Raw genomic sequence first — 20,422 nt, forward strand, 5'->3', positions numbered from 1 at the left:
CCCGGGGCTGCTGTTTATAGCCGACACAGTTGAAAAGAACCCTTTAGATTCTCTTCCATGCAATGCTGCTGTACGGTGTTGCAGGCTGCGTATGCGGCCCTCTGTGCCTGACTATATCAGGGGAGCGTGGACTGCCGCTGAAAATGGGCGCGGCCCTCCGCCTGGTATCCGCTGACCCACAGCTCATAGCTCCCGTTGTCAGGGATCTCGATGGAATAGACGCCTGTGGCCAGATTTTCGCTCTCGAAGATGGTCTCCCGTTCCTCGTCCTCAATGATCTCCACGTCGATGCTGCCCCGCCTGCTGACGATATCGGCCTGAAGGATGTCGCCTTCCTCCAGCTCCAGAAGCTGGAACTCCGTGCCGTTGAAGGCGGAGTAGTCCAGCAGGAGGCTGCTCTCATCTCCAGTCCGGCTGCCGCTGAAATAGCGGCCGTATTCCGGCCAATAGGCCATATACCACGCCGCGGCGCACATGCACAGGGCCGCGCCGGTCAGAACAAAGCAGAGGAGCATCCCAGCCCAGTCGTACTTCACCTTGCCGCCGCCCCTGGCGGCGGTCAGCGTCTCCACGCCCAGGAGGATGAGGATGATGGGCGAGCCTTTCAAGACCCAGTTCAGGTCCGCCTTGGGGAAGAACATGGAGACCAGCATCAGGCCGCCGGCGGCCAGCAGGGTCACGCCCAGGGTGAAGGTGCCCACCCGGCGCTGGCGGGGCGCTTCCACAGCGGCCTTTTCAGTCATCTCCATGGGGCGCCTCCTCTTCCCGCGCCTCGGCGGTTTTCGGTTCCGGCTCCACAGGCGGCACAAAGGCGGGAATGTCCTCCGAAGCCTTATGCCTGGGACTGCGGATGAACCAGATGCCAAGAGCGATGATGCCGAGGCTCACCGCCAGCCGGGGGATGTCGTAGCGGAGGAGATGGTAAATCGGAAAATATTTGTCATAGAGGGAGAATACGTCGTACAGCCAGTTGCCCACCCGCTGCCACAGCACATAGACGCCCAGAGCGATCAGGCCCCAGCCGATGACGCTGTGCCGCCTGCGGAGCAGGACCGCCATCTTTTGGGAATCCATGTCGGAGAGGCCGAACAGGTAGGCGTCCGGGTTGGCGGCGGCCTCCTCGTCGGTCTGGGAACGGAGGTTGTAGCTGTCAAAAAAGGAGTACAGCCACAGCGGCAGCATCAGCACCGCCAATGCGCCGATCTCCAAAAACACCGCCAGGACGAAGAGACCGCAGAAAGCCGTCAGCAGGGAGGCGCCCCGCTTCATATAACCCTGGTGCATCTGTCCGCATCCGGGGATGCAGGACGCGATAAAGAGCGAAAGTCCGTGTTTGCGTTTCATGTGTTGGTTCCTCCTTGTGGGGCCTGGACACGCCCAAGCCCGTCAAAAAAATCGTTCAGCCCGGACATGGCGCTGTCCAGGGAATCATTCCATTTCGCGGACCATGTCCGCAGTCCCTCGGAGACGGAGGGGCGGTCCTCCGGCAGGGACGGCCTTCGGACGAAGTCGATCCGTCCGCTGCCCCAGACCACAGTCAGGGCCAGGGCCACGGCGGCGGCCGCTGTGGCATACCGGCTGGTGACCAGCCGGAGGGTCCGTGCTCTGACACGGACCCAGAGACGCTCCTGACAGGAATGCTCCGGCGCCAGCAGGGAGGCGCCGTCCAGCAGGTCCGTGTACCGCTGAAGGCAGAGATCGCAGAACGCCAGGTGTTCAGCGGCCTCCAGCCGGCCCAGCTCGTCCAGCTCCCGGCCCTGTGCCAGGGCCGTCAGGATCTCGTCTGTCAGATGTCCGTCAGCGCGAAATCGGTCCATGCGCTCCACTCCTTTCCAATTGCTCCCGCAGCAGGCGCTTGCCCCGCGCCAGCTGGGTGTGTATCGTTTTGACCGGCCTGCCCAGGACCAAAGCCGCCTCCTCCGGGGATCGCTCCTCCAGCAGGCACAGGCGGCAGACAGGGCGGTAGGGCTCCTTTAATTGTTCGATCGCCTGCCGGATCTCCTCCGCCCCGGAGCGGCGAAGCGCCACCTCCTCGGCGGGCGGGGCCAGGCCGGGGGGCATCTCCTCGTCTCCCGGCAGCACGGTGCGGCGGCTCCAGGCGCTTTGCAGGTGGTCCTTTGCCTTGTTGGCGGCAATGCGGCCCAGCCACTGGCGCTCATATCCGGGCGGGATCGCGTCCCGGTGGAGGTAGGCGGAGAGAAAGGTCTCCTGGGTCAGGTCCTCCGCGGCAGCGGGGTCCCGCACCAGCTGGAAACAGATGGTGTAGACCAGCCGCTCATACCGGACCACCAGATCCGAAAAATGTTCCTTTGTCATGCCTGTCACGTTCCGCCGCCACCCCCTTTCGCCGTCCGACATCTATACTACGGCGCAGGCCGCCGGATTTCTTCAACATGGCGTGAATTTTTCTGAAAAAGGACCCTCTTCCAAAAGCCGCAGAGCTATGGTACAATAGGCCATATGGCGCGGACGCCAGAACTTGGAGAATCGGAGAAAAGCATATGTCTGACCAAAACCGCACCCCGGACAGGGACGGATTCCGTTCCAGATGGGGCTTTAAGCTGGCCTGTGTCGGCTCCGCCGTGGGAATGGGCAATATCTGGCTGTTCCCCACCCGGATGTCCCGCTACGGCGCGGCGTTTCTGATCCCCTACATCCTGTTTGTGATCCTCATCGCCTCCACCGGCGTCATCGGCGAAATGGCCTTTGGCCGCGCCGCCGGAGGCGGCCCCATCACCGCCTTTGGCACGGCAGCGGAGCAGCGCACGGGCCGCCGCGCCTGGGGCGAGGCGCTGGGACTGATCCCGGTGGCCGGCTCTCTGGCCATGGCCATCGGCTATTCCGTGGTGGTGGGCTGGCTGCTGAAATACGCCGTGGGCGCTTTCACCGGCGCCGTCATGGCAAACCGGGGCGTGGAGGGCTTTGACGCCTTCTTCGGCGCCACGGCCTCCGCCTGGGGCAATACGCTGTGGCAGACGCTGGCTATGCTGATCACACTGGCGATCATGATCTTCGGCATCGGCGGCGGCATCGAAAAGGCAAACAAGGTGATGATGCCCCTGTTCTTTCTGCTGTTTCTGGGGCTGGCGGTGTACATCTCGACCCTGTCCGGCGCGGCGGACGGCTACCGGTACCTGTTCGTCCTGGATCCCCGGGAACTGCTGGATCTTGAGATCTGGGTCTATGCCCTGGGGCAGGCCTTTTTCTCCCTGTCCATCGCGGGCAACGGCACGTTGATCTACGGCTCCTACCTTGCCAAGACGGAGGATATCCCCGCCAGCGCCAGGACCGTGGCCTTCTTTGACTCCGCGGCGGCGCTGCTGGCGGCCCTGGTCATCATCCCGGCCATGGCGACGGCGGGGCAGCAGCTGGACAAGAGCGGGCCGGGGCTGATGTTCATCTTCCTGCCCAATCTTTTTCAGAACATGCCCGGCGGCAGGATTATCATGGCGGTGTTCTTTGCGGCGGCATTGTTTGCGGGACTGACCTCCCTCATCAACCTCTTTGAGGCACCCACCGCCACGATCCAGGAGAAATTCCACCTGGGCAGGACGCCCGCAGTCTGTATCATCGGCGCTGTGGGCCTGGGTGTGGGGCTCTCCATCCAGGGGATCGTGTCCGGATGGATGGACGTCTGCTCCATCTACGCCTGCCCGGTGGGCGCGCTGCTGGCGGCTGTCATGTTTTTCTGGGTGTGCAGGCGGGAATACTGCCTGGAGCAGGTGAGTCTGGCCCGTGCCAGGCCCTTGGGCGGCTGGTTCTATCCGCTGGCAAAGTATGGCTTTTGCGGGATTACCGTTTTTGTGTTGATTGTAGGCGCTGTTTTAGGAGGGATCGGTTGATATGAGAGAATTGATTCGGGAGATTGTTCACGCATTGGAGGCTGGGCAGCCTGTGGAGCTGGTCAGCCTGGTGGCCTCCGGCGGCTCCACGCCCCGGGGGGCCGGAGCGCTGATGGCGGTGTTTCCGGATGGGAGGACGGTCGGGACCATCGGCGGCGGCAATGCGGAGTATGAGGCGCAGCAGCTGGCAGGGACCCTTTTGAAGAGCGGCGGGGACGCCCTGCGGCATTTCCGGTTCGTTCAGGGGGATGCGGCAAGCCTGGGCATGGTCTGCGGCGGCGATGTGACGGTGCAGTTCCAGCACCTGCCCGCCGGAGACGCAAAGGCCGTCGCCGTCCTGCGGGATCTGATGGAGGCCACGGGCAGGAACGCCGACACCTGGCTGGTGCGGCAGATCCGGGAGGAGCGCATCACGGCCATGGGCCTGGCGGACCGGAATGGCTTCCGCCATCTGGACATGCCTCCGGCGGAACTGCCGGAGCTGCTGCAAAACAAGGCGGTTTATCAGGAGGGCTGGTTCGCTGTCCCGGTTGTGAAGGCCGGACGGGTCTACATCTTCGGCGGCGGCCATGTGTCCCAGGCGCTGGTGCCTGCCATCGCGGCGGTGGGCTTCCGCCCGGTGGTGTATGACGACCGCCCGGAGTTCGCGGACATGACCCTGTTCCCCCAGGCGGAGGCGGCGCTCTGCGGCTCCTTTGAGGAGCTGTCCCGCCAGGTGGCGGTGACGGCCGACGACTATGTGGTCATCATGACACGGGGCCACCAGGCGGACTATGAGGTCCTGGCCCAGCTCCTGCGCAGCGGGGCAAGGTATCTGGGCTGCATCGGCTCCAAGCGGAAGCTGGCCCTGTGCCGGGACCGTCTGCTGGAGGCGGGCTTTACGGCGGGGGAATACGCCCGGGTCCATGCGCCCATCGGCCTTGCCATCGGCGCGGAGACGCCGGAGGAGATCGCGGTCTCCGTGACGGCAGAGCTGATCGCCGTCCGGGCCGGTGTGATATAGTCAATGCGGCTGAAAAGGAGCACAAGGTGCGTGAGCGTTTCCTATGAAGTCGGGTACAGAGGACCGCATGTGCGGTCTGCGGCGCTGCATGGAAAAGAGCCTTTTGAATTTTTTTAACTGTGCCGACTATAAAATCATGGAAAAGCGGGCGCATTGCGCCCGCTTTTCTTGCAAAGTACAGGGGTTCCGTGATACAATCAGACATCATAGAGAATCGGAGGGCTGCCTATGGACCGCATCAGCAAAGAAAATTACTATCTGGACATCGCCGAGACCGTTTTGGAGCGGGCCACCTGCCTGCGCCGCGTCTACGGCGCCATCATTGTCAAGAACGACGAGATCATCTCCACGGGGTACAACGGCGCCCCCCGGGGCCGGGCCAACTGCGTGGACATGGGCTTTTGCTCCCGGGAGGCCATGAAGGTGCCCCGGGGCGAGCGGTATGAGCTGTGCCGCAGCGTCCACGCCGAGGCCAACGCCATCATCTCCGCCTCCCGGCGGGACATGGTGGGCGGCACCATCTATCTGGTGGGCAGGGACGCCCGCACCGGCGAACTGCTGGCCGACGCCACATCCTGCCTGATGTGCCGCCGGATGGTCATCAATGCCGGCCTGGAAAAGGTGGTCATCCGCCGCACGGAGACGGAGTTCGACGTGGTGCCCGTGTCCGACTGGATCGCGGAGGACGACCTGCTGACCCCGGAAAACGTCATTATGGACCTGAAGTAACGGAAAGGGAGCCTTTTTTTGAAGACAGGACTTGTCACTTTTTACCACATCCACCATTATGGGGCCCTGCTGCAGGCGGCGGCCACGGAGCGGGCGGTGGAATCCCTGGGCGGCCAGTGTGAGATCATTGATTATTATGTCAACCAAAACAACGACCTGTTCCGAAAGCCCACGGGCATCGGCAGCGCTGCCGCCGACGCGCACACCGCCCTGCACTACAGGCCTCTGAAGGCCCGCTACCAGCGGTTCGAGCAGTTTGCGAAGGACCATCTGCGCATCTCCGCCCACCGCTTTGAGAGCCTGGAGGAGCTGCGGAGCGCCCAGCTGCCCTATGATCTGATCCTCTCCGGCAGCGACCAGATCTGGAATCCCAAGATCTTTCCGGACGGGCATTTTGATCCGGTGTTCTTCGGCGCGTTTTCCCAGCGGCGCAAGATCGCCTACGCGCCCTCCTTCGGCGTCCCCCACATCCCGGAGGGGATGGAGGAGGAGCTGCGGGGCTATTTGAAGCAGTTCTCCCATATCTCCGTTCGGGAGAGGCAGGGCCAGACCATCGTCAGGGACATCACCGGACAGGAGGTCCCGGTGGTGCTGGACCCCACGCTGCTGCTGACGCGGGAGCAGTGGAGCGCCATGGCGGCGCCGCCGGACCTGTCCGGGGGATATATCCTCTGCTACTGTATCAGCAGGCCCGGCGCCCTGGCTCCCTATATCCACCAGCTGGCGGAGCGGACGGGGCTGCCGGTGGTGCAGCTGTGCGGCATCCGGCAGCGGGTCCACCCTAAGGCCAGATGCGTGCTGGACGCCGGACCGGCGGAGTTTCTGGGCCTGTTCCAGCACGCCAGCTATGTCTGCACCAACTCCTTCCACGGGACCGTGTTCTCCGTCCAGTTCCAAAAGCCCTTCTTCACCGCTGTGGCGCCCGGCGAGCTGGCGGAGCCGGAGAGCTCCCGGACCTTCAGCATCCTCAGCCGCCTGGGTCTGGCAGACCGCATCATCGGCAAGGGCGACACCGCGGAACTGGATGGGACCGTGGACTGGGCGGCGGTGGACCGGCGGCTTTGCGGGGCGCGGCAGTCCTCGCTGGACTATCTCCGCGCCGCCCTGACAGGGGAGCCCTGTGAAGCGGCCCCGCCTGCCGGGGAGCCTGCGGCGGACGGCGCGCCTGTTCTGGCGAACCACACCCACTGCACCGGCTGCGGCGCCTGCGCCAGCGGCTGTCCCAAAGACGCCATCTCCATGGAGCGGGACAAGGAGGGCTTTGCCTATCCCGTGGCCGATTTGGAGAAGTGCATTCACTGCGGCCATTGTACCGCCATCTGCCCCATCCTGCGGGAGCGGGAGCCGCATCCCCTGCCGGCGGCCTATGCCGCCTGGAACCGGGACGAGGGTGTGCGCAAGGACTCCACCTCCGGCGGCGCGTTTACCGCGTTGGCGGACTATGTGCTGGAGGGGGGCGGCATCGTGTTTGGCGCGGCCTTCGACGGCAGGCAGCTCCTGCGCCATGCGGCCTGCTTCCGGAAGGAGGACCTGTGGCGGCTTCGGGGGGCCAAATATGTCCAGAGCGACCTGGGGGAGACCTTCCGGGAGGTCCGGACCGCCCTGGAGAGCCGGACCGTGCTGTTTTCCGGCACGCCCTGCCAGGTGGACGGCCTGTACCGCTATCTGGGCTGCCGCCCTGAAAATCTGATCACCTGCGACCTGGTGTGCCACGGCGTGCCCTCCCCCGGCGTGTGGGAGGATATGGCCCGCTCCATCGAGCGGCGCAAGCGCCAGGGACTGCAGGCGGTGCGGTTCCGCAACAAGGTCACCGGCTGGAAGGACAGCCACTTCACCGTCGTGTATGACGACGGCAGCGTGGATTCCGCCCCCCTGTTCCGCACGGAATACGGCCGGGCCTTCGGCAGGGCGCTGTTCCTGCGGCCCAGTTGCCACCACTGCGCCTACACCAATCTGAACCGCCCCGGCGATTTCACTTTGGGGGACTTCTGGGGCCTGCGGCCGGACGAGCTGCCGGAACAGCAGGAGAAGGGTATCAATCTGCTGCTGGTGAACACGGCCCACGGCAGCCACATCTTTGACCAGCTGCCCCTGAGCCGGCAGGCATTTCCCATTGAACGGGCCATCGCCGGAAACCCCCGGCTGGCGTCGCCCATCGAGCAGCCCCCTGACCGGACGGCATTCTTCGCGGCCTATGCGCTGGAGCCTTTTGAGCAGGTGCGGAAGAAGTTCTGCGCCCTGCCGCCCCTGCCTGTACGGGCAGCGGGAAAGCTTCTGTCCCCGGAGGTCAAGGCAAAGCTCCGAAAAAAGCTCAAAAAATGAGAAACGCTCCCGCGTCCGCACCGGCGGACACGGGAGCGTTTTTGATAGGCTCAGACCCGGGCGGAAAGGTGGCCGCGAAGAGCGGGGACCCGGGGCAGAAGCGCCAGCAGGAGCAGGCCCAGCACATAGCAGGCGATGGCTTCGCCCAGGCCCACAGTAAAGGCGTTGTAGGCGAACAGCCCCAGGAAGGCGCCGGAAAAGCCCGCCTCGTACCAGGCGATCATGGCGCCGATGATGACGGCGTTGCAGAGCACCGGAGGCAGGGGGGCCAGCCACTTGTTGGGCATCCGGCGGGTCCACAGGGCCGCCAGCAGAGTGGCCAGAGAGCCGAAGATGATATCCAGCGGCCCGACGGTGCTCATGAGATTGGTGACAAGACAGCCGACGAACAGACCGGGGATGGCCTCCGGCAGAAAGAAGGGGAGGACCGTCAGAGCCTCGGAGAAGCGGCACTGGATAGGACCGTAGGCGATGCCGAACACAGAGGCAAACAGGGAGAGGACTGTGTAAAGGGCGGCGATGATGCCGGCGGTGGCCAGCTGGCGGGTGGTGAATTTGGATCCGGACATGAAAAAAGACCTCCTTCTGATGTGTTGGAGGTCATTTTTGCGAAAAGGGCAAAAAGCGCAGGGTAAGGCCCGCGCAGCCTCCATTTTTTTGTTTAGAGAACGGCAAACCCATCTGGTTTTGCCGAACGAACGCCCAGAGCGGGCGCTTGGACAGGGAGATGGCACCTGTCAAAGGGAACTATACCACAGGGGAGAAAAGAATACAAGAGGTTCCGAAAAAATTAGAGCTTATCCCGAGATTAACCGCGCCCTGATTGTGCCGAAGCTTTTCGCTGGACAAAGTATGATGGAAAAATGCAGTGCAAGCGGGGGGCGGGTAATTTGGGGATAAGCTCTTAAAAATACCATTGAAAAGAGCCGCCCCAAGGGGCGGCTCTTCACCGTTCAGAAGCGATCCAGGATCACCAGAAAAACGTCGGAGTCCACATCCGGATGGAGCGTTTCCTCAAAGTCCACGGCGGACAGCTGCGCCAGCAGGTCCTCATATGCCTCTCTTGGCAGTGCGTAGCTGGCGGACGTATCCGCCTCCGCAAAGGGCGTGTAATCTGCCAGCAGGTCCTCCGCCTCCCGGGGCAGAAACAGCGTGGCAAAGTAGAGCGCATCCTCCGCCTTGGACTCCTGAGCGGCCTCAAGTGTGCCGTATTCCGACGATTTGAAGGCGGCGGCAGCGGCGGGGGCCTCCGCGACGTCGTTGGATACAGGGGAGTCCTCCAGGGTGGTCCTGCATTCGCCGGAGGCGGGCTCTGCCAGGGCGTCATCGCTCTGGGCGTCGATCCAGGATTCTTCCGCCTCAGCGGGGGCCTCCGTGCAGGTTGTGGTATCCATGGCGGCGGGGGCTTTATGGCCGCCGCCAAGAGCCGCGCCCCGGATCAGCACCACGATGGCGCAGCAGGCGGCCAGGGGCAGCAGGAGCTTGGACAGCTGCTTCCGCTGCTTTTGCGGCGCGGCTTTGGCCTGCCGGGGCGCGGACTGCGCCCGGATGGCGCTCATCACGCCCCCGGCAAATCCGGCGGGCACCTCCACATCATCCAGGCCGGGGAAGGCGGCGCGGATGGCCAGCGCGTCGTCCACATAGGCGCGGCAGCCGGGACAGACGTCCAGGTGCGCCTGCACCCGGGCCATCTCATCGGGGGACAGCTCTCCGTCCACATACAGGTCCAGCAGGGCCGCGTAGTCGTCACAGTATTTCATTTGCAGCCCTCCTCTCTTGCTTCTTTGGACGCAGGGGCGGCGGAAAAGTTCCCGCTTTTCAGCAAAAAGTTTCGCAGCTGCTTCCGCCCCCGGCTGATGCGGGATTTCACCGTGCCGATATCCAGGGACAGGGCGTCCGCGATCTCGTCGTAGGAGAGCTGGTGCAGCTCCCGCAGGATCAGCACCTCCCGGTGCTCCGGAGACAGGGCCTGCAGCCCGGTCTCGATCTGGCCCCGCAGCTCCGACTGCTCCGCCGCCTCCTGGGGCGAGGCGGCGCGGTCCGGGATGTCCAAATTCTGTTCCTCGTCGTTCAGGGATGGCCCTGCGGCGGTCCGGTGGCGGCCCTCCCGCCGCAGCAGGTCCACGCAGGCGTTGGACGCCAGGCGGTAGAGCCAGGTGGAAAAGCTGGACTCGCCCCGGAAGAAGGCCAGCCCCTGCCAGGCGGCGAGAAACGCCTCCTGGGCCGCCTCGGCGGCGTCCTCCGGATTCCGGCACATCCGCAGGGTCAGGGCAAAGACCCGCTTTTCATAGAGCCGGACCAGCTGCTCAAAGGCGTCCTGGTCCCCCTGCCGGGCTGCCTGGATCCAGTTTTGCTCCTGTAAATCCTTCATATCAGGTCCCTTTTGATCCCTTTCGTCACATTGTACACATCTTCCAGGGTGTTCATTTTCACGATCTGCTCCTTGTAATAGCCGGAATGAGGCACGCCCTTGAGATACCAGCAGTAGTGCCTGCGGGCCTCCAGCACCGCCACCCGCTCCCCCTTGGCGGCGGCCGCCAGCTCAAATTGGCGGACGGCGGTGTCGCACCGCTCCGCGAGACTGGGCAGAGGGGGGATGGGCCGTCCCTCCAGCGCGGCCTTGGCCTGCTGGAACAGCCAGGGGTTGCCGAAGCAGCCCCGGGCGATCATGGCCATGTCCGCCTTGGTGTGCCGGAGGATGCGGAGGGCGTCCTCCGGCTTCCAGATATCGCCGTTGGCGATGACCGGGATGGAGACCGCCTCCTTCACCTGCCGGATGCAGTTCCAGTCCGCCTGTCCGCCGTAGACCTGGGCGCGGGTGCGGCCGTGGACGGCTACGGCGGAGACCCCGGCGGCCTCCAGCGTTTGGGCGAACTCCACACAGTTGCAGCTGCCCATATCCCAGCCCCGGCGGAACTTGGCGGTCACGGGCACCGGGACAGCCTTCACCACCGCCTCTACGATGCGCCCGGCCTTGTCCGGGTCGCGCATCAGGGCGGCGCCGTCCCCGTTGTTCACGATCTTTCCCATGGGGCAGCCCATATTGATATCAATGATATCCGCCTGGGTGTGTTCCAGGACGATCTGAGCGGCCTCCGCCATGCAGGCCGGGTCGCTGCCGAAGATCTGCACCGCGGCGGGATGCTCGCCGGGGAACTGCTGGAGCAGGGAGAGGGTCTTTTTGTCATGATAGCACAGGGCTTTGGAAGAGATCAGCTCTGTGACGGTATAGCCGGCGCCGCACTCGGCGCAGATCTGCCGAAAGGCCACGTCCGTGACGCCTGCCATGGGGGCCAGAGCCAGCTGAGAGTCGATTTCTACCGTTCCAATGCGCATGGAGCACCGTCCTTTGTCCACAAAAATTCAAATTATCATACCATGAAACCGCGGAAAAGTCCACCACAAACAGCGGGCCGTCCCAGCTCGGCGTATGGCGGAGACTCCGGCGGCTTTACAAGGGGACTCTTCTTGACAGGATAGAATGAACTTGATAGATTGGCATTTGGAGGTGATGAGAATGGCGTATACGACGGAGGAACTGGCCGAGGCAAAGAGACAGATCGACTCGACGCTGCGCAAACTGAGAGAGGTGGTCAGAACCTTAGAGGCAAAGGAAAGACCAGAGAGGTACCGATCACAGATCACCTTGGCAGAAAGGCGGATAAAGGCCTTTGAGATCGCAAATTACCTCATAGAAGAGGTGATCAAAAGCCGGCAGTCGACTGCCGGCTGACCGGGCGGTCCCAGACCGGGACTGCCCGGTTTATATTTTGCGGCGCTCCGCCGGCCGAAGGCGTCTCCCGGAGGCCGGAGACCGGCAAGGCGCCTGGGATCTCCATGGGAAATGCCCCGGTCTCTTTTCCCGACGGGATTTTTTCCTCCAACCCGGTAAAATGGTGGAAAAAATTGGACTTAGGAGGGACAGGCTGTGGAGCACGGTCAAATCACGTTGGGACGGGAGCAGTCGGCGCGGCTGCTGGCCTGGGGCATTCGCTTTTTCCTGACAGCGGCACTGACCGCCAGTCAGACGCCGGGGGGATATGCACCCTTTGCCCTGGGCTGTATCGCGGCGGCGGGGCCAGGGGCCGGGGGGATCGCCGCCCTGGCGGGAGCCGGTGTGGGGGCGGCGCTGTTTCTGGAGTTTTCCGACGCCCTGCCCTGCCTGGCCACAGGGATCCTCATTTTTACCGCCGCCACCGCCTTCCAGGGGAGCAGGGCGCTGAACCGGCCGAAGGTGACCGCGCTGACAGCGGCGGGCTTTTCCATGGCGGTGGGCGGCATCTATGTCATCCAGTCCCTGGCCCCGCTGGACCACCTGATGCCCTGCGTGGCCGCGGCGGGGCTGACGGGGGCCTCGGCCTGGTTTTTCCGGCCACTGTTTTCCCCTGGCGGCGATCAGTCGCTGGCGGACGGCATGTTGTTTCTGGCGGCGGCTCTGCTGCTGGCACTGGCGGACCTGGAGGTCCTGGGCCTGTCCCTGGGGCGGATGCTGCTGTGCGTCCTGCTGGCCTACACCGCCTATGACCGGGGCACCGTGGCCGGGGCCTCGGCGGGGCTGGGCCTGGGCTTGACGGCGGACCTCTGCGCCGGAACGGGCAGCGGGCTCTTCACCGCGGGCTTCGGGCTGGCGGGCCTGCTGGCGGGCAGCCGAAAGGGGTGCCGCAGAAGCAGCGCGGCGCTGGCATTTCTGGCGGCGTGTCTGGCGGCACTTTTGCCTGTGCGGGACCCGCTGGCCCAGCCCCTGATGATGGAGGCGGTCATTGGAACGGGGATCTTCCTGTTGCTGCCCGGAAGACTGTTTGGCGGCAAGCGGGTGAAGCGGCTGGAGCCTGCGGCGGAGAACGCTGCGGCGGGAAACCGGTTGAAGGAACAGCTGACCAAGGCGGCGGGAGCGCTGCGGGACCTGTACGACAGCATGGGCCGGGGAGCGCCCCAGTCCACCGATGAGAATCCGGCCATCGTCTTTGACCGGGCGGCGGAAAAGGTGTGCCGGGGCTGCGCCCTGTGCGAGCTGTGCTGGCAGAAGGAGTACACCGGGACCTTCAACGCCCTCAACGACGCCACCCCCTATCTCTTGGAGCGCGGGCGGGCCGTGCCCAAGGATTTTCCCCGGTATTTCGCGGACCGCTGCATCCATCTGCCGGACTTTTTGACGGCGGTGAACGGAGAGCTGTCGGCCTTTCTGCTGCGGCGGCAGTACCGGCGGCAGCTGGAGGAGACCCGCCGCAGCGCCCGGGGGCAGTATGCCCAGCTCTCCGAGCTGCTGACCGCCACCGCTGCGGGGCTGGGAGAGGCTGTCACAACGGCGGGGGCCGCCCCGGCCTGCCGGGTGGGGGCGGTCCTGCGGCCCAAGGAGGGAGAGACGGCCTGCGGGGACACGGTGGTGTCCTTCCAGACAGAGCGGGGGCAGTGGTGCCTTCTGCTGGCGGACGGCATGGGTAGCGGCGAGGCCGCCCGGAAGGAGTCCGCCCTGACCTGCCGCCTGCTGCGGCAGTTTTTGGAGGCGGGCATCGAACCGGAGGCGGCCCTGAAAACGCTGAATTCCGCCATGGCTCTGCGGGGCGCGGAGACGGGGAGCTTCACCACCATCGACCTGTGCGTCCTGGACCCGGCCTCCGGCGGCGCGGCCTTTTATAAGTTCGGCGCGGCGCCCAGCTATCTGAAAAAGGGGGGCATCGTGCGGCGGATCACGGGAGCCAGCCTGCCGGCGGGATTGCGGGGCGCGCCGGCATCGCCGGATGTGACCCGGGTGACGCTGGACCCCGGCGGCTTCGTGGTGATGATCAGCGACGGCGTGGCGGACCCCGGCCGGGATGAGTGGCTGCAAAATCTGCTGGCGGGCTGGAGCGGAGAGGACCCCCAGGTATTGGCGGGACTGATCCTGTCGGAGAGTATCCAGCGGGAGCGGCTGCAGGACGACTGCGGCGTCCAGGTGCTGTACCGCCCGCTCCCCGGTGCGAAAAAGGTGTGAGCGCGGGCCCGCGGCAGCGGATTTTCCGGCACCTTAAAAAGTCGGATACCGGCGGCTGATTTTTGGCGGTTCCCCGTATAAGATTTCCATCTCCGCGGCAAAATGGAAATATCAACAACAGGAGGCAAGACAGATGGTCAAAGGAATTTCCAGAAGAGTTGTGGTGGTGGATTCTCCGGATCAGCGCTTTTTTGAGCAGGCGATCTTCATCGTGCGGAATGACGCCGCCGGTGAGGGCGTCACGGCCCGGGAGCTGGTGGAGGAGGCCAGGCGGGTGGCCCGGAATTACGCGGGCGGAAACCACGGCCGGTTCAGCCGGTCCTGGCGGGAGCTGTCTCCGGCGGTATATACGATGATGGGCGCGGCCGGGATCGGCCTGCTCTGGATGGTCGCGGCGCTGGTCTAACACTGCAATGAACAAAACAACACACCTTCCGGCAAAGCCGGAAGGTGTGTTGTTTTGTTTCAGAGAAGAGATGCCAAGGAGCCGGGCGGCGTCAGGGCTGAGCCGCAAAATAGCGGCGGGTGGTGTCCGCGTCGGCGGTGATCTGGGCTTTTAAAGCATCCAGGGAGTCGAACCGGACCTCGTCCCGGATGTGGTGGTAGAATTCCACCCGGACGGTCTGGCCGTACAGGTCGCCGTCAAAGTCCAGGAGCCAGGCTTCCACCGTGATATCCGAGCCGTTGTTCACCGTGGGGCGGGTGCCCACATTGGTGACGGCGGCATAGCCGGCGCCGTCCGGCAGGACGACCCGGGTGGCGTAGACGCCGTGGCTGGGCACCAGCACATGGGGAGGCACCGCCAGGTTCACCGTGGGGATGCCGATGGTGTGGCCGATGCGCCGCCCATGGCGGACCTCCTGGGTCAGGACATGGGGGTGGCCCAGAAAGCGGTTGGCCCGGTCGATCTGCCCCAGCTCCACCAGGCGGCGGATGTAAGTGGAGCTGACGGTGATGCCGCCCACCTCCACCTTGGGGATGATGTCGCAGCCAAGGCCCAGCTCGGCGCATTTCTGCGCCAGAAGCTCCGGAGAACCCTGATTTTTGTGGCCGAAGTGGTGGTCGTGGCCCGCCACCAGGTGGACGGCATGGTGCCGCTTCACCAAAATCTCTGTGATGTAATCCTGCCAGGAGGTGGTCATCATCTCCTGGTCAAAGGGGACCATGATGACCTCCTGGATGCCGTACAGGCGGCGGATCAGGTCCCGCCGGTCCTCCGGGGAGTTGATCAGGGGACAGGGGATGCCGGTGACGACCTCCTTCGGCACCCGGTCGAAGGTGAACACAGCGGAGGCAACGCCCCGGGCTGCGGCTTCCTCCGCGGTGCGCCGCAGCAGGGCGGCGTGGCCCAGATGGACTCCGTCGAAGAAGCCCAGGGCGATGACTTTTTCCTTACTGGACATATCGGTTACGCTCCAAAAAAGTTCTTGATGGAAGTCAGCGTGCCGTGTTCGGCACGGGAGAGGCACAAAAAGTCATGATTTTGCCCGTAGACGCGGTAGATCCCGTCGGGGAGGGAGGCCTCCGTAATGGGATTGCCGCAGCGGACCCGCTTTTCCCTCCCGGCTGATTTCAGCGGCAGGCTTGGATACTGGGCGAACAGGCTGTCCGTGGGCAGAAGCAGGGACTCCCCCTGTTCCTGTACATCCTCCATGGTGACGGCCTGCTCCAGGGAAAAGCCCGCCGCCATGGTCCGGCGCAGCTGGTACATGGCGCCGCCGCAGCCAAGGGTCCGGCCGATGTCGTGACAGAGGGTGCGGATGTAGGTGCCCTTGGAACAGACGCAGCGGAACAGAAAGTCCGTCTCGCCCGCCTGTTCCAAAAGCTCCAGCGCATAGATGGTGACGGGCCGGGGCCTTCGGGCCACCTCCTGGCCCCTGCGGGCCAAGTCATACAGCTTTTGACCATGGATCTTGATGGCGGAGTACATGGGAGGGATCTGCTGGATGTCCCCCAGAAAGCGGGCGAGGGCGGCCTCCACATCAGCGCGGGAGACGGAGACGGGATGGGTCTCCAGGGTCTCGCCGGTGGTGTCCTGGGTGTTGGTCACAAGCCCCAGGCGCAGCCCCGCCACATACTCCTTGCGGCTGTTTTCCGCGAACTCCACGGCCCGGGTGGCCTGTCCCACGAACACGGGCAGAACGCCGGTGGCCATGGGGTCCAGGGTGCCGCCGTGGCCCACCCGCTTTTCCCGCAGGATGCCCCGCAGCTTGGCGCAGACGTCCATGCTGGTCCATCCGGCGGGCTTGTCGATGATGATGATTCCGTTAGGCATTTTTATCAATGCGAAATCAGGAATGCGGGATGAGAAATCAGATTTTCCATTCCGGTCCCGCCAATTCCTGATTCTTAACTCCTAATTCCGAATTGCCGCAGGGCTTACCGGTCAGGGACAGCCCTGCGGGCCGGGAGGCAGCAGCTCGCGGCAGCTCCTCCGTTATACGCTGTATGCGTGAGACACAGGGGTCATTGGACAAAGTCCGGGGCGTTTTGGGCGATGGCGTCCAGGATCCGCAGCTTGACATCCAGCCAGGAGGACTCCACGGTGCAGCCCGCCGCCGCCGCGTGGCCGCCGCCGCCCAGCATCCGGCAGACGTTGGTGGCGTTGATCCGCGCCCCGGTGCGGACGGACAGCTTCCACACATTGGGCCGCAGCTCCCGCATGGTGACGGCGCAGTCCACCCCCTCGATCTGCCCGCCAAGGGCGGAGAGGTCCTCGGCGTCGCTCTCCGTGGCCTGGACCCGCTCCATCAGGGACATGGGAACGGACAGGACCGCCACCCGGTCCCGGTCATAGAATTCCATCGTGTCCAGCATGGCGCCCTCCAGCTGCATGCGCTTGCGGCTCTTGGTGCGGAAGAACACCTTGTTGACGGTCTGATAGTCGATGCCGGTGCGCATCAGCGCCGCCGCCACGGCGTGGGTCTGGGCGGTGGTGTTGGCATAGGCGAAGCAGCCAGTGTCCGTGGACACCGCCACATACAGCGGCAGGGCCATCTCCGGCGTGATGGGTCCAAGCGCGGCCAGGATGTCGTACACCAATTCGCCGCAGGCGGCGGCCTCGGGACGGACGATGTTGGCCTTGCCGAAGTGCTCAAAGGAGGGGTGGTGGTCGATGGCAAGGTCGATGCGCCCGGCATAGGGCCTGGCGTTTTCCGGCAGCAGGCCCAGCGTGGCGATGTCCGTGGAGACCACGGCTTCCGGCACAAAGCCCGCCGGAGCGGAATAGGGAATGAAATAGGGCCGCGTGGTGTCCGTCAGCTCCGGATTGGGCAGCAGATAGGCGGTTTTCCCCAGGGCGCGCAGCCCGGCGCACAGGGCGGCGGCGCAGCCCACGGTGTCGCCGTCGGGCCGGACATGGGTCAGGATCAAAACCCGGTCAAGAGACCGCAGCAGGGCGGCGGTTTGAGCGACAGTGAGCATAGTCAGTCCTCCGTTTTGGCAGTTTCAGCGGGGCCGCGGGCCTCGTCCGCCCGCTCCACCTGCCGCAGAACTTCCAGGATGTGGGCGCCGTGCTGGATGGAGTCGTCGGCGATGAATTGCAGTTCCGGGGTGTACCGCAGCTGCAGGGCATGGCCCAATTCCCGCCGCAGGAACCCGGCGGCGGACTTCAGTCCTTTCAGGACCTCTTTTTCCTGGGACTTGTCCAGGACGCTGATATAGACCCGGGCGTAGCGCAGGTCGCCGGTGGTGTCCACCCGGGTGATGGATACCATGCCGGTACCGGATACCCGGGGGTCTTTCAAGCGGCGGAGCTGGCCGGCCAACTCCCGCTGGATCTCTTCATTGATACGGCCGATTCGATTGCTGGACATTATCAAAACCTCCTCTTGGAACTTAAGGTTACCCGTTTGAGAGGGCTTATGCAGGCATACCGCCGGGGCAGCCGCACGAGCCGGGACGATCCCCTGTGCAGAATATCCGGCAGCAGATTGGCGGAGCAGGTAATCACATGGTAAAAGACATGGCGCGGAACAGCATGGCCCAAAGGATCGCAAGGCCCATCAGCGCTGAACCAGCGGCTCAAATTGCGATAAGCGGCAGACACAGCAGGCGCACTTCATTGCGGTCCAATAGAGGAAACCAGGGGCGGCGACGTGGTCGCCGCCCCTGGTATGTGTGTCAGCGGGGGATCTCCTCCATGGTGAATGCCTCAACGATATCGCCTTCCTTGATGTCGTTGAACTTCTCAATGGTCAGGCCGCACTCATACTTCTGCACGACCTCCTTGACGGAGTCCTTGAAGCGCTGGAGGGAGGCCAGGCTGCCCTCGTGGATGACGATGCCGTCCCGGACCACCCGCACGGAGCAGGCCCGGACGATCTTGCCGTCCTGGACATAGCAGCCGGCCACGGTGCCCACGCCGGAGACCTTGTAGGTCTGGCGGATCTCCGCATGGCCCAGGACCACCTCCCGGAACTTGGGCGCCAGCATACCCTTCATGGCGGCCTCGATCTCGTCGATGCAGTCGTAGATGACGCGGTACATCCGCATATCCACGTTCTGGCGCTGGGCGCCGTCCCGGGCGGCGGCGTCGGGCCGGACGTTGAAGCCCACGATGATGGCGTTGGAGGAGGCGGCCAGCATCACGTCGGACTCGTTGATGGCGCCCACGCCGCCGTGGATGACGCGGACGTTGACCTCCTCGTTGGAGAGCTTCTCCAGAGAGGCCTTCACGGCCTCCACGCTGCCCTGAACGTCGGCCTTGACGATTAGGGCCAGCTCCTTGCGCTCACCGGCCTGGATCTGGTCGAACAGATTCTCCAGAGAGACCTTCTGGACCGGCGCGGCGGCCTTGGCCTTCTCCTCGGCCTTGCGCTGCTCCACCAGCTCACGGGCCATGCGCTCGTCGGCCACGGCGAAGAAGGGGCTGCCGGCGGAGGGGGCCTCGGAGAGGCCCGCGATCTCCACGGGAACAGAGGGACCGGCCTCGGTGAGGCGGTTGCCCTTGTAGTCCAGCATGGTGCGGACACGGCCCACGGCGGTGCCGGCGATGATGATGTCGCCCTGCTTCAGCGTGCCGTTCTGCACCAGCAGGGTAGCCACGGGACCGCGGCCCTTGTCCAGCCGGGCCTCGATGACGGTGCCCTGGCCCGCCCGGTTGGGGTTGGCCTTCAGCTCCTGGATCTCGGCAAGCAGCACCAGGTTTTCCAGCAGGTTGTCGATGCCGATGTTCTTCTTGGCGGACACCTTGCAGCAGATGGTCTCGCCGCCCCAGTCCTCGGGCACCAGGCCGTGCTCGGTGAGCTGCTGGAGGACCCGGTCGGGATTGGCGTTCTCCTTATCGATCTTGTTGATGGCGACGATGATGGGGATGTTGGCGGCCTTGGCGTGGTTGATGGACTCGATGGTCTGGGGCATGATGCCGTCGTCCGCCGCCACCATCAAAATGGCGATGTCGGTGATCATGGCGCCGCGGGCACGCATGGAAGTGAAGGCCTCGTGGCCCGGCGTATCCAGGAAGGTGATGGGCTTGCCGTTCACCTGGACCTGATAGGCACCGATGTGCTGGGTGATGCCGCCGGCCTCGCCCGCGGCCACGGAGGTGTTCCGGATGGTATCCAGCAGGGAGGTCTTGCCGTGGTCCACGTGACCCATGACCACCACCACGGGGGCACGGGGCACCAGGTCCTCGGGCTTATCCTCGTGGACGTCGATGAGCTTTTCCTCAATGGTGACGACCACTTCCTTCTCCACCTTGCAGCCCATCTCCTCGGCGATGATGGCGGCGGTATCGAAGTCGATCATCTGGGAGAGGGAGGCCATGACGCCGTTCTTCATCAGGCACTTGACCACCTCGGCGCCGGTCTTTTTCATGCGGCTGGCCAGCTCGCCCACAGAGATCTCGTCGGGGATCTGGACCTTGACGGGGGCCTTTTTGGCGATCTCCAGCTGGAGGCGGCGCATTTTCTCCGCCTCGTCCTGGCGGCGCTTGTTGGAGAAGGTCATGCCGCCCCTTCGCTGATTGCTGTTGCGGAATTTCTCCTTGCCGCCCTTCTGCTGCATCCGCTCGCCCCGCTGGCCGCCCAGATCCTCCAGGCGCTCGTCGTACTTGGCCAGGTTCACGTCGCCGCCCTTGCGGGTGTCCACGATCTTCTTCTGGGGCACACGGCTGACAGGCTGCTGGATGGGCTGCGCGGCAGGCTTCGCGCCCTGCTGCGCGGGCTTTCCGGCAGCGGGAGCGGGTTTTGCCTGCTGGGCAGGCGCGGCCTTGGGAGCGGCGTTCTGTTGTTTGGCAGGCGCCTGCTTGGCCGCCTGGGGCGCAGGCTGCTGGGCGGGAGCGGCCGGCTTGGGCTTCTCCTGCTCGATGTCCGCGTAGATGGCCTGGATGCTGGAGACCTGGTTATGCTGTGTCAGATAGTCGAAGATCACAGACAGCTCGTGGTCGGACAGCACCTGCATATGGTTCTTCGGCGCGGCCACGTACTTGGTCAGGATCTCGGTGATGGTCTTGGTAGGCAGGTTGAAATCCTTTGCCACCTCATGGACCCTGTATTTTTCAATACCCAATAAAAACACCTCGTTATGCACCAACCCGGGGGCTGGGAAATTTTT

20 protein-coding genes are annotated in these 20,422 nt (G+C 64.4%); 7 read left to right on the plus strand and 13 right to left on the minus strand.

Annotated elements, in window-relative coordinates; all coding sequences use genetic code 11:
- Positions 1 to 116 precede the first annotated feature (116 nt).
- From Q0Z71_RS01235 to Q0Z71_RS01250, 4 genes are read right to left on the minus strand one after another with little or no spacing between them, the layout of a single operon-like run.
- Positions 117 to 749, minus strand: coding sequence for a hypothetical protein (locus Q0Z71_RS01235; protein ID WP_298016995.1), 633 nt, complete (start codon positions 747 to 749; stop codon positions 117 to 119).
- Complete coding sequence (locus tag Q0Z71_RS01240) at positions 736 to 1,344, minus strand: hypothetical protein (protein ID WP_298017012.1); 609 nt, start codon at positions 1,342 to 1,344, stop codon at positions 736 to 738. Before Q0Z71_RS01240 ends, Q0Z71_RS01235 begins: the two co-directional genes overlap by 14 nt.
- Positions 1,341 to 1,817, minus strand: a complete 477-nt coding sequence (locus Q0Z71_RS01245) for a hypothetical protein (protein WP_298017015.1) — start codon at positions 1,815 to 1,817, stop codon at positions 1,341 to 1,343. The genes Q0Z71_RS01240 and Q0Z71_RS01245 overlap by 4 nt, the downstream gene beginning before the upstream one ends.
- The gene (locus Q0Z71_RS01250) at positions 1,798 to 2,316 is read right to left on the minus strand and encodes an RNA polymerase sigma factor (RefSeq protein WP_298017017.1); all 519 of its coding nucleotides are present in this window, start codon (positions 2,314 to 2,316) and stop codon (positions 1,798 to 1,800) included. The genes Q0Z71_RS01245 and Q0Z71_RS01250 overlap by 20 nt, the downstream gene beginning before the upstream one ends.
- Positions 2,317 to 2,501: 185 nt before the next feature.
- On the opposite strand from Q0Z71_RS01250, the gene Q0Z71_RS01255 reads away from it, so the two are divergent.
- The 4 genes from Q0Z71_RS01255 (at position 2,502) to Q0Z71_RS01270 (ending at position 7,896) form a co-directional block, all read left to right on the plus strand.
- Entirely contained in the window at positions 2,502 to 3,842 is a 1,341-nt protein-coding gene (locus Q0Z71_RS01255; RefSeq protein ID WP_298017019.1) for a sodium-dependent transporter, read from the plus strand.
- 1 nt (position 3,843) lies between these two features.
- Positions 3,844 to 4,845 (plus strand): XdhC family protein, encoded by a 1,002-nt coding sequence (locus tag Q0Z71_RS01260; RefSeq protein WP_298017020.1) that lies wholly within the window; start codon positions 3,844 to 3,846, stop codon positions 4,843 to 4,845.
- 228 nt (positions 4,846 to 5,073) lie between these two features.
- Positions 5,074 to 5,574 (plus strand): deaminase, encoded by a 501-nt coding sequence (locus Q0Z71_RS01265; protein ID WP_298017022.1) that lies wholly within the window; start codon positions 5,074 to 5,076, stop codon positions 5,572 to 5,574.
- A gap of 18 nt (positions 5,575 to 5,592) precedes the next feature.
- Entirely contained in the window at positions 5,593 to 7,896 is a 2,304-nt protein-coding gene (locus Q0Z71_RS01270) for a polysaccharide pyruvyl transferase family protein (protein WP_298017024.1), read from the plus strand.
- 50 nt (positions 7,897 to 7,946) lie between these two features.
- Here the strand turns inward: Q0Z71_RS01270 and Q0Z71_RS01275 are convergent, their stop codons facing one another.
- The 4 genes from Q0Z71_RS01275 to dusB form a co-directional block, all read right to left on the minus strand.
- Entirely contained in the window at positions 7,947 to 8,465 is a 519-nt protein-coding gene (locus tag Q0Z71_RS01275; protein WP_298017028.1) for a QueT transporter family protein, read from the minus strand.
- Between the two features lie 384 nt (positions 8,466 to 8,849).
- Entirely contained in the window at positions 8,850 to 9,656 is an 807-nt protein-coding gene (locus Q0Z71_RS01280; protein WP_298017030.1) for an anti-sigma factor, read from the minus strand.
- Positions 9,653 to 10,267, minus strand: coding sequence for an RNA polymerase sigma factor (locus Q0Z71_RS01285; protein ID WP_298017032.1), 615 nt, complete (start codon positions 10,265 to 10,267; stop codon positions 9,653 to 9,655). The genes Q0Z71_RS01280 and Q0Z71_RS01285 overlap by 4 nt, the downstream gene beginning before the upstream one ends.
- Complete coding sequence (gene dusB / locus Q0Z71_RS01290; RefSeq protein WP_298017034.1) at positions 10,264 to 11,232, minus strand: tRNA dihydrouridine synthase DusB; 969 nt, start codon at positions 11,230 to 11,232, stop codon at positions 10,264 to 10,266. Before dusB ends, Q0Z71_RS01285 begins: the two co-directional genes overlap by 4 nt.
- Positions 11,233 to 11,413: 181 nt before the next feature.
- Here dusB and Q0Z71_RS01295 point away from each other — a divergent pair, with 181 nt between their 5' ends.
- From Q0Z71_RS01295 to Q0Z71_RS01305, 3 genes are all read left to right on the plus strand, one after another.
- Complete coding sequence (locus tag Q0Z71_RS01295; RefSeq protein WP_298017036.1) at positions 11,414 to 11,629, plus strand: hypothetical protein; 216 nt, start codon at positions 11,414 to 11,416, stop codon at positions 11,627 to 11,629.
- A gap of 195 nt (positions 11,630 to 11,824) precedes the next feature.
- Positions 11,825 to 13,867 carry a SpoIIE family protein phosphatase gene (locus Q0Z71_RS01300; protein ID WP_298017039.1) on the plus strand — a complete coding sequence of 681 codons (2,043 nt, stop codon included), beginning with the start codon at positions 11,825 to 11,827 and terminating at the stop codon, positions 13,865 to 13,867.
- Between the two features lie 133 nt (positions 13,868 to 14,000).
- On the plus strand, positions 14,001 to 14,273 hold the full coding sequence (locus Q0Z71_RS01305; RefSeq protein WP_298017042.1) for a hypothetical protein: 273 nt from the start codon (positions 14,001 to 14,003) through the stop codon (positions 14,271 to 14,273).
- A gap of 91 nt (positions 14,274 to 14,364) precedes the next feature.
- On the opposite strand, the gene Q0Z71_RS01310 is transcribed toward Q0Z71_RS01305, so the two are convergent.
- The 5 genes from Q0Z71_RS01310 to infB all read right to left on the minus strand — a co-directional run bounded on the left by Q0Z71_RS01310 (position 14,365) and on the right by infB (position 20,377).
- Positions 14,365 to 15,270, minus strand: coding sequence for a bifunctional riboflavin kinase/FAD synthetase (locus Q0Z71_RS01310; RefSeq protein ID WP_298017044.1), 906 nt, complete (start codon positions 15,268 to 15,270; stop codon positions 14,365 to 14,367).
- 5 nt (positions 15,271 to 15,275) lie between these two features.
- On the minus strand, positions 15,276 to 16,142 hold the full coding sequence (truB, locus tag Q0Z71_RS01315) for a tRNA pseudouridine(55) synthase TruB (protein WP_298017048.1): 867 nt from the start codon (positions 16,140 to 16,142) through the stop codon (positions 15,276 to 15,278).
- Between the two features lie 191 nt (positions 16,143 to 16,333).
- The gene (locus Q0Z71_RS01320; protein ID WP_298017051.1) at positions 16,334 to 17,290 is read right to left on the minus strand and encodes a bifunctional oligoribonuclease/PAP phosphatase NrnA; all 957 of its coding nucleotides are present in this window, start codon (positions 17,288 to 17,290) and stop codon (positions 16,334 to 16,336) included.
- 2 nt (positions 17,291 to 17,292) lie between these two features.
- Entirely contained in the window at positions 17,293 to 17,682 is a 390-nt protein-coding gene (gene rbfA / locus Q0Z71_RS01325) for a 30S ribosome-binding factor RbfA (protein ID WP_298017054.1), read from the minus strand.
- 307 nt (positions 17,683 to 17,989) lie between these two features.
- A complete protein-coding gene (gene infB / locus Q0Z71_RS01330) occupies positions 17,990 to 20,377 on the minus strand; it encodes a translation initiation factor IF-2 (protein WP_298017057.1) in 2,388 nt (795 codons plus the stop codon).
- Positions 20,378 to 20,422: the final 45 nt, after the last annotated feature.

Source organism: uncultured Dysosmobacter sp. (assembly GCF_947631635.1).
Lineage (GTDB): Bacteria > Bacillota > Clostridia > Oscillospirales > Oscillospiraceae > Oscillibacter.

What these genes read in the sequence shown, in the direction of transcription:
- Q0Z71_RS01255 (WP_298017019.1), top strand. Translation starts at nt 2,502, where the DNA reads ATGTCTGACCAAAACCGCACCCCGGACAGGGACGGATTCCGTTCCAGA.
- Q0Z71_RS01275 (WP_298017028.1), bottom strand. Translation starts at nt 8,465, where the DNA reads ATGTCCGGATCCAAATTCACCACCCGCCAGCTGGCCACCGCCGGCATC.
- Q0Z71_RS01260 (WP_298017020.1), top strand. Translation starts at nt 3,844, where the DNA reads ATGAGAGAATTGATTCGGGAGATTGTTCACGCATTGGAGGCTGGGCAG.
- Q0Z71_RS01240 (WP_298017012.1), bottom strand. Translation starts at nt 1,344, where the DNA reads ATGAAACGCAAACACGGACTTTCGCTCTTTATCGCGTCCTGCATCCCC.
- Q0Z71_RS01285 (WP_298017032.1), bottom strand. Translation starts at nt 10,267, where the DNA reads ATGAAGGATTTACAGGAGCAAAACTGGATCCAGGCAGCCCGGCAGGGG.
- dusB (WP_298017034.1), bottom strand. Translation starts at nt 11,232, where the DNA reads ATGCGCATTGGAACGGTAGAAATCGACTCTCAGCTGGCTCTGGCCCCC.
- Q0Z71_RS01265 (WP_298017022.1), top strand. Translation starts at nt 5,074, where the DNA reads ATGGACCGCATCAGCAAAGAAAATTACTATCTGGACATCGCCGAGACC.
- Q0Z71_RS01235 (WP_298016995.1), bottom strand. Translation starts at nt 749, where the DNA reads ATGGAGATGACTGAAAAGGCCGCTGTGGAAGCGCCCCGCCAGCGCCGG.
- Q0Z71_RS01280 (WP_298017030.1), bottom strand. Translation starts at nt 9,656, where the DNA reads ATGAAATACTGTGACGACTACGCGGCCCTGCTGGACCTGTATGTGGAC.
- Q0Z71_RS01305 (WP_298017042.1), top strand. Translation starts at nt 14,001, where the DNA reads ATGGTCAAAGGAATTTCCAGAAGAGTTGTGGTGGTGGATTCTCCGGAT.
- Q0Z71_RS01245 (WP_298017015.1), bottom strand. Translation starts at nt 1,817, where the DNA reads ATGGACCGATTTCGCGCTGACGGACATCTGACAGACGAGATCCTGACG.
- Q0Z71_RS01310 (WP_298017044.1), bottom strand. Translation starts at nt 15,270, where the DNA reads ATGTCCAGTAAGGAAAAAGTCATCGCCCTGGGCTTCTTCGACGGAGTC.
- Q0Z71_RS01320 (WP_298017051.1), bottom strand. Translation starts at nt 17,290, where the DNA reads ATGCTCACTGTCGCTCAAACCGCCGCCCTGCTGCGGTCTCTTGACCGG.
- Q0Z71_RS01295 (WP_298017036.1), top strand. Translation starts at nt 11,414, where the DNA reads ATGGCGTATACGACGGAGGAACTGGCCGAGGCAAAGAGACAGATCGAC.
- rbfA (WP_298017054.1), bottom strand. Translation starts at nt 17,682, where the DNA reads ATGTCCAGCAATCGAATCGGCCGTATCAATGAAGAGATCCAGCGGGAG.
- Q0Z71_RS01250 (WP_298017017.1), bottom strand. Translation starts at nt 2,316, where the DNA reads ATGACAAAGGAACATTTTTCGGATCTGGTGGTCCGGTATGAGCGGCTG.
- truB (WP_298017048.1), bottom strand. Translation starts at nt 16,142, where the DNA reads ATGCCTAACGGAATCATCATCATCGACAAGCCCGCCGGATGGACCAGC.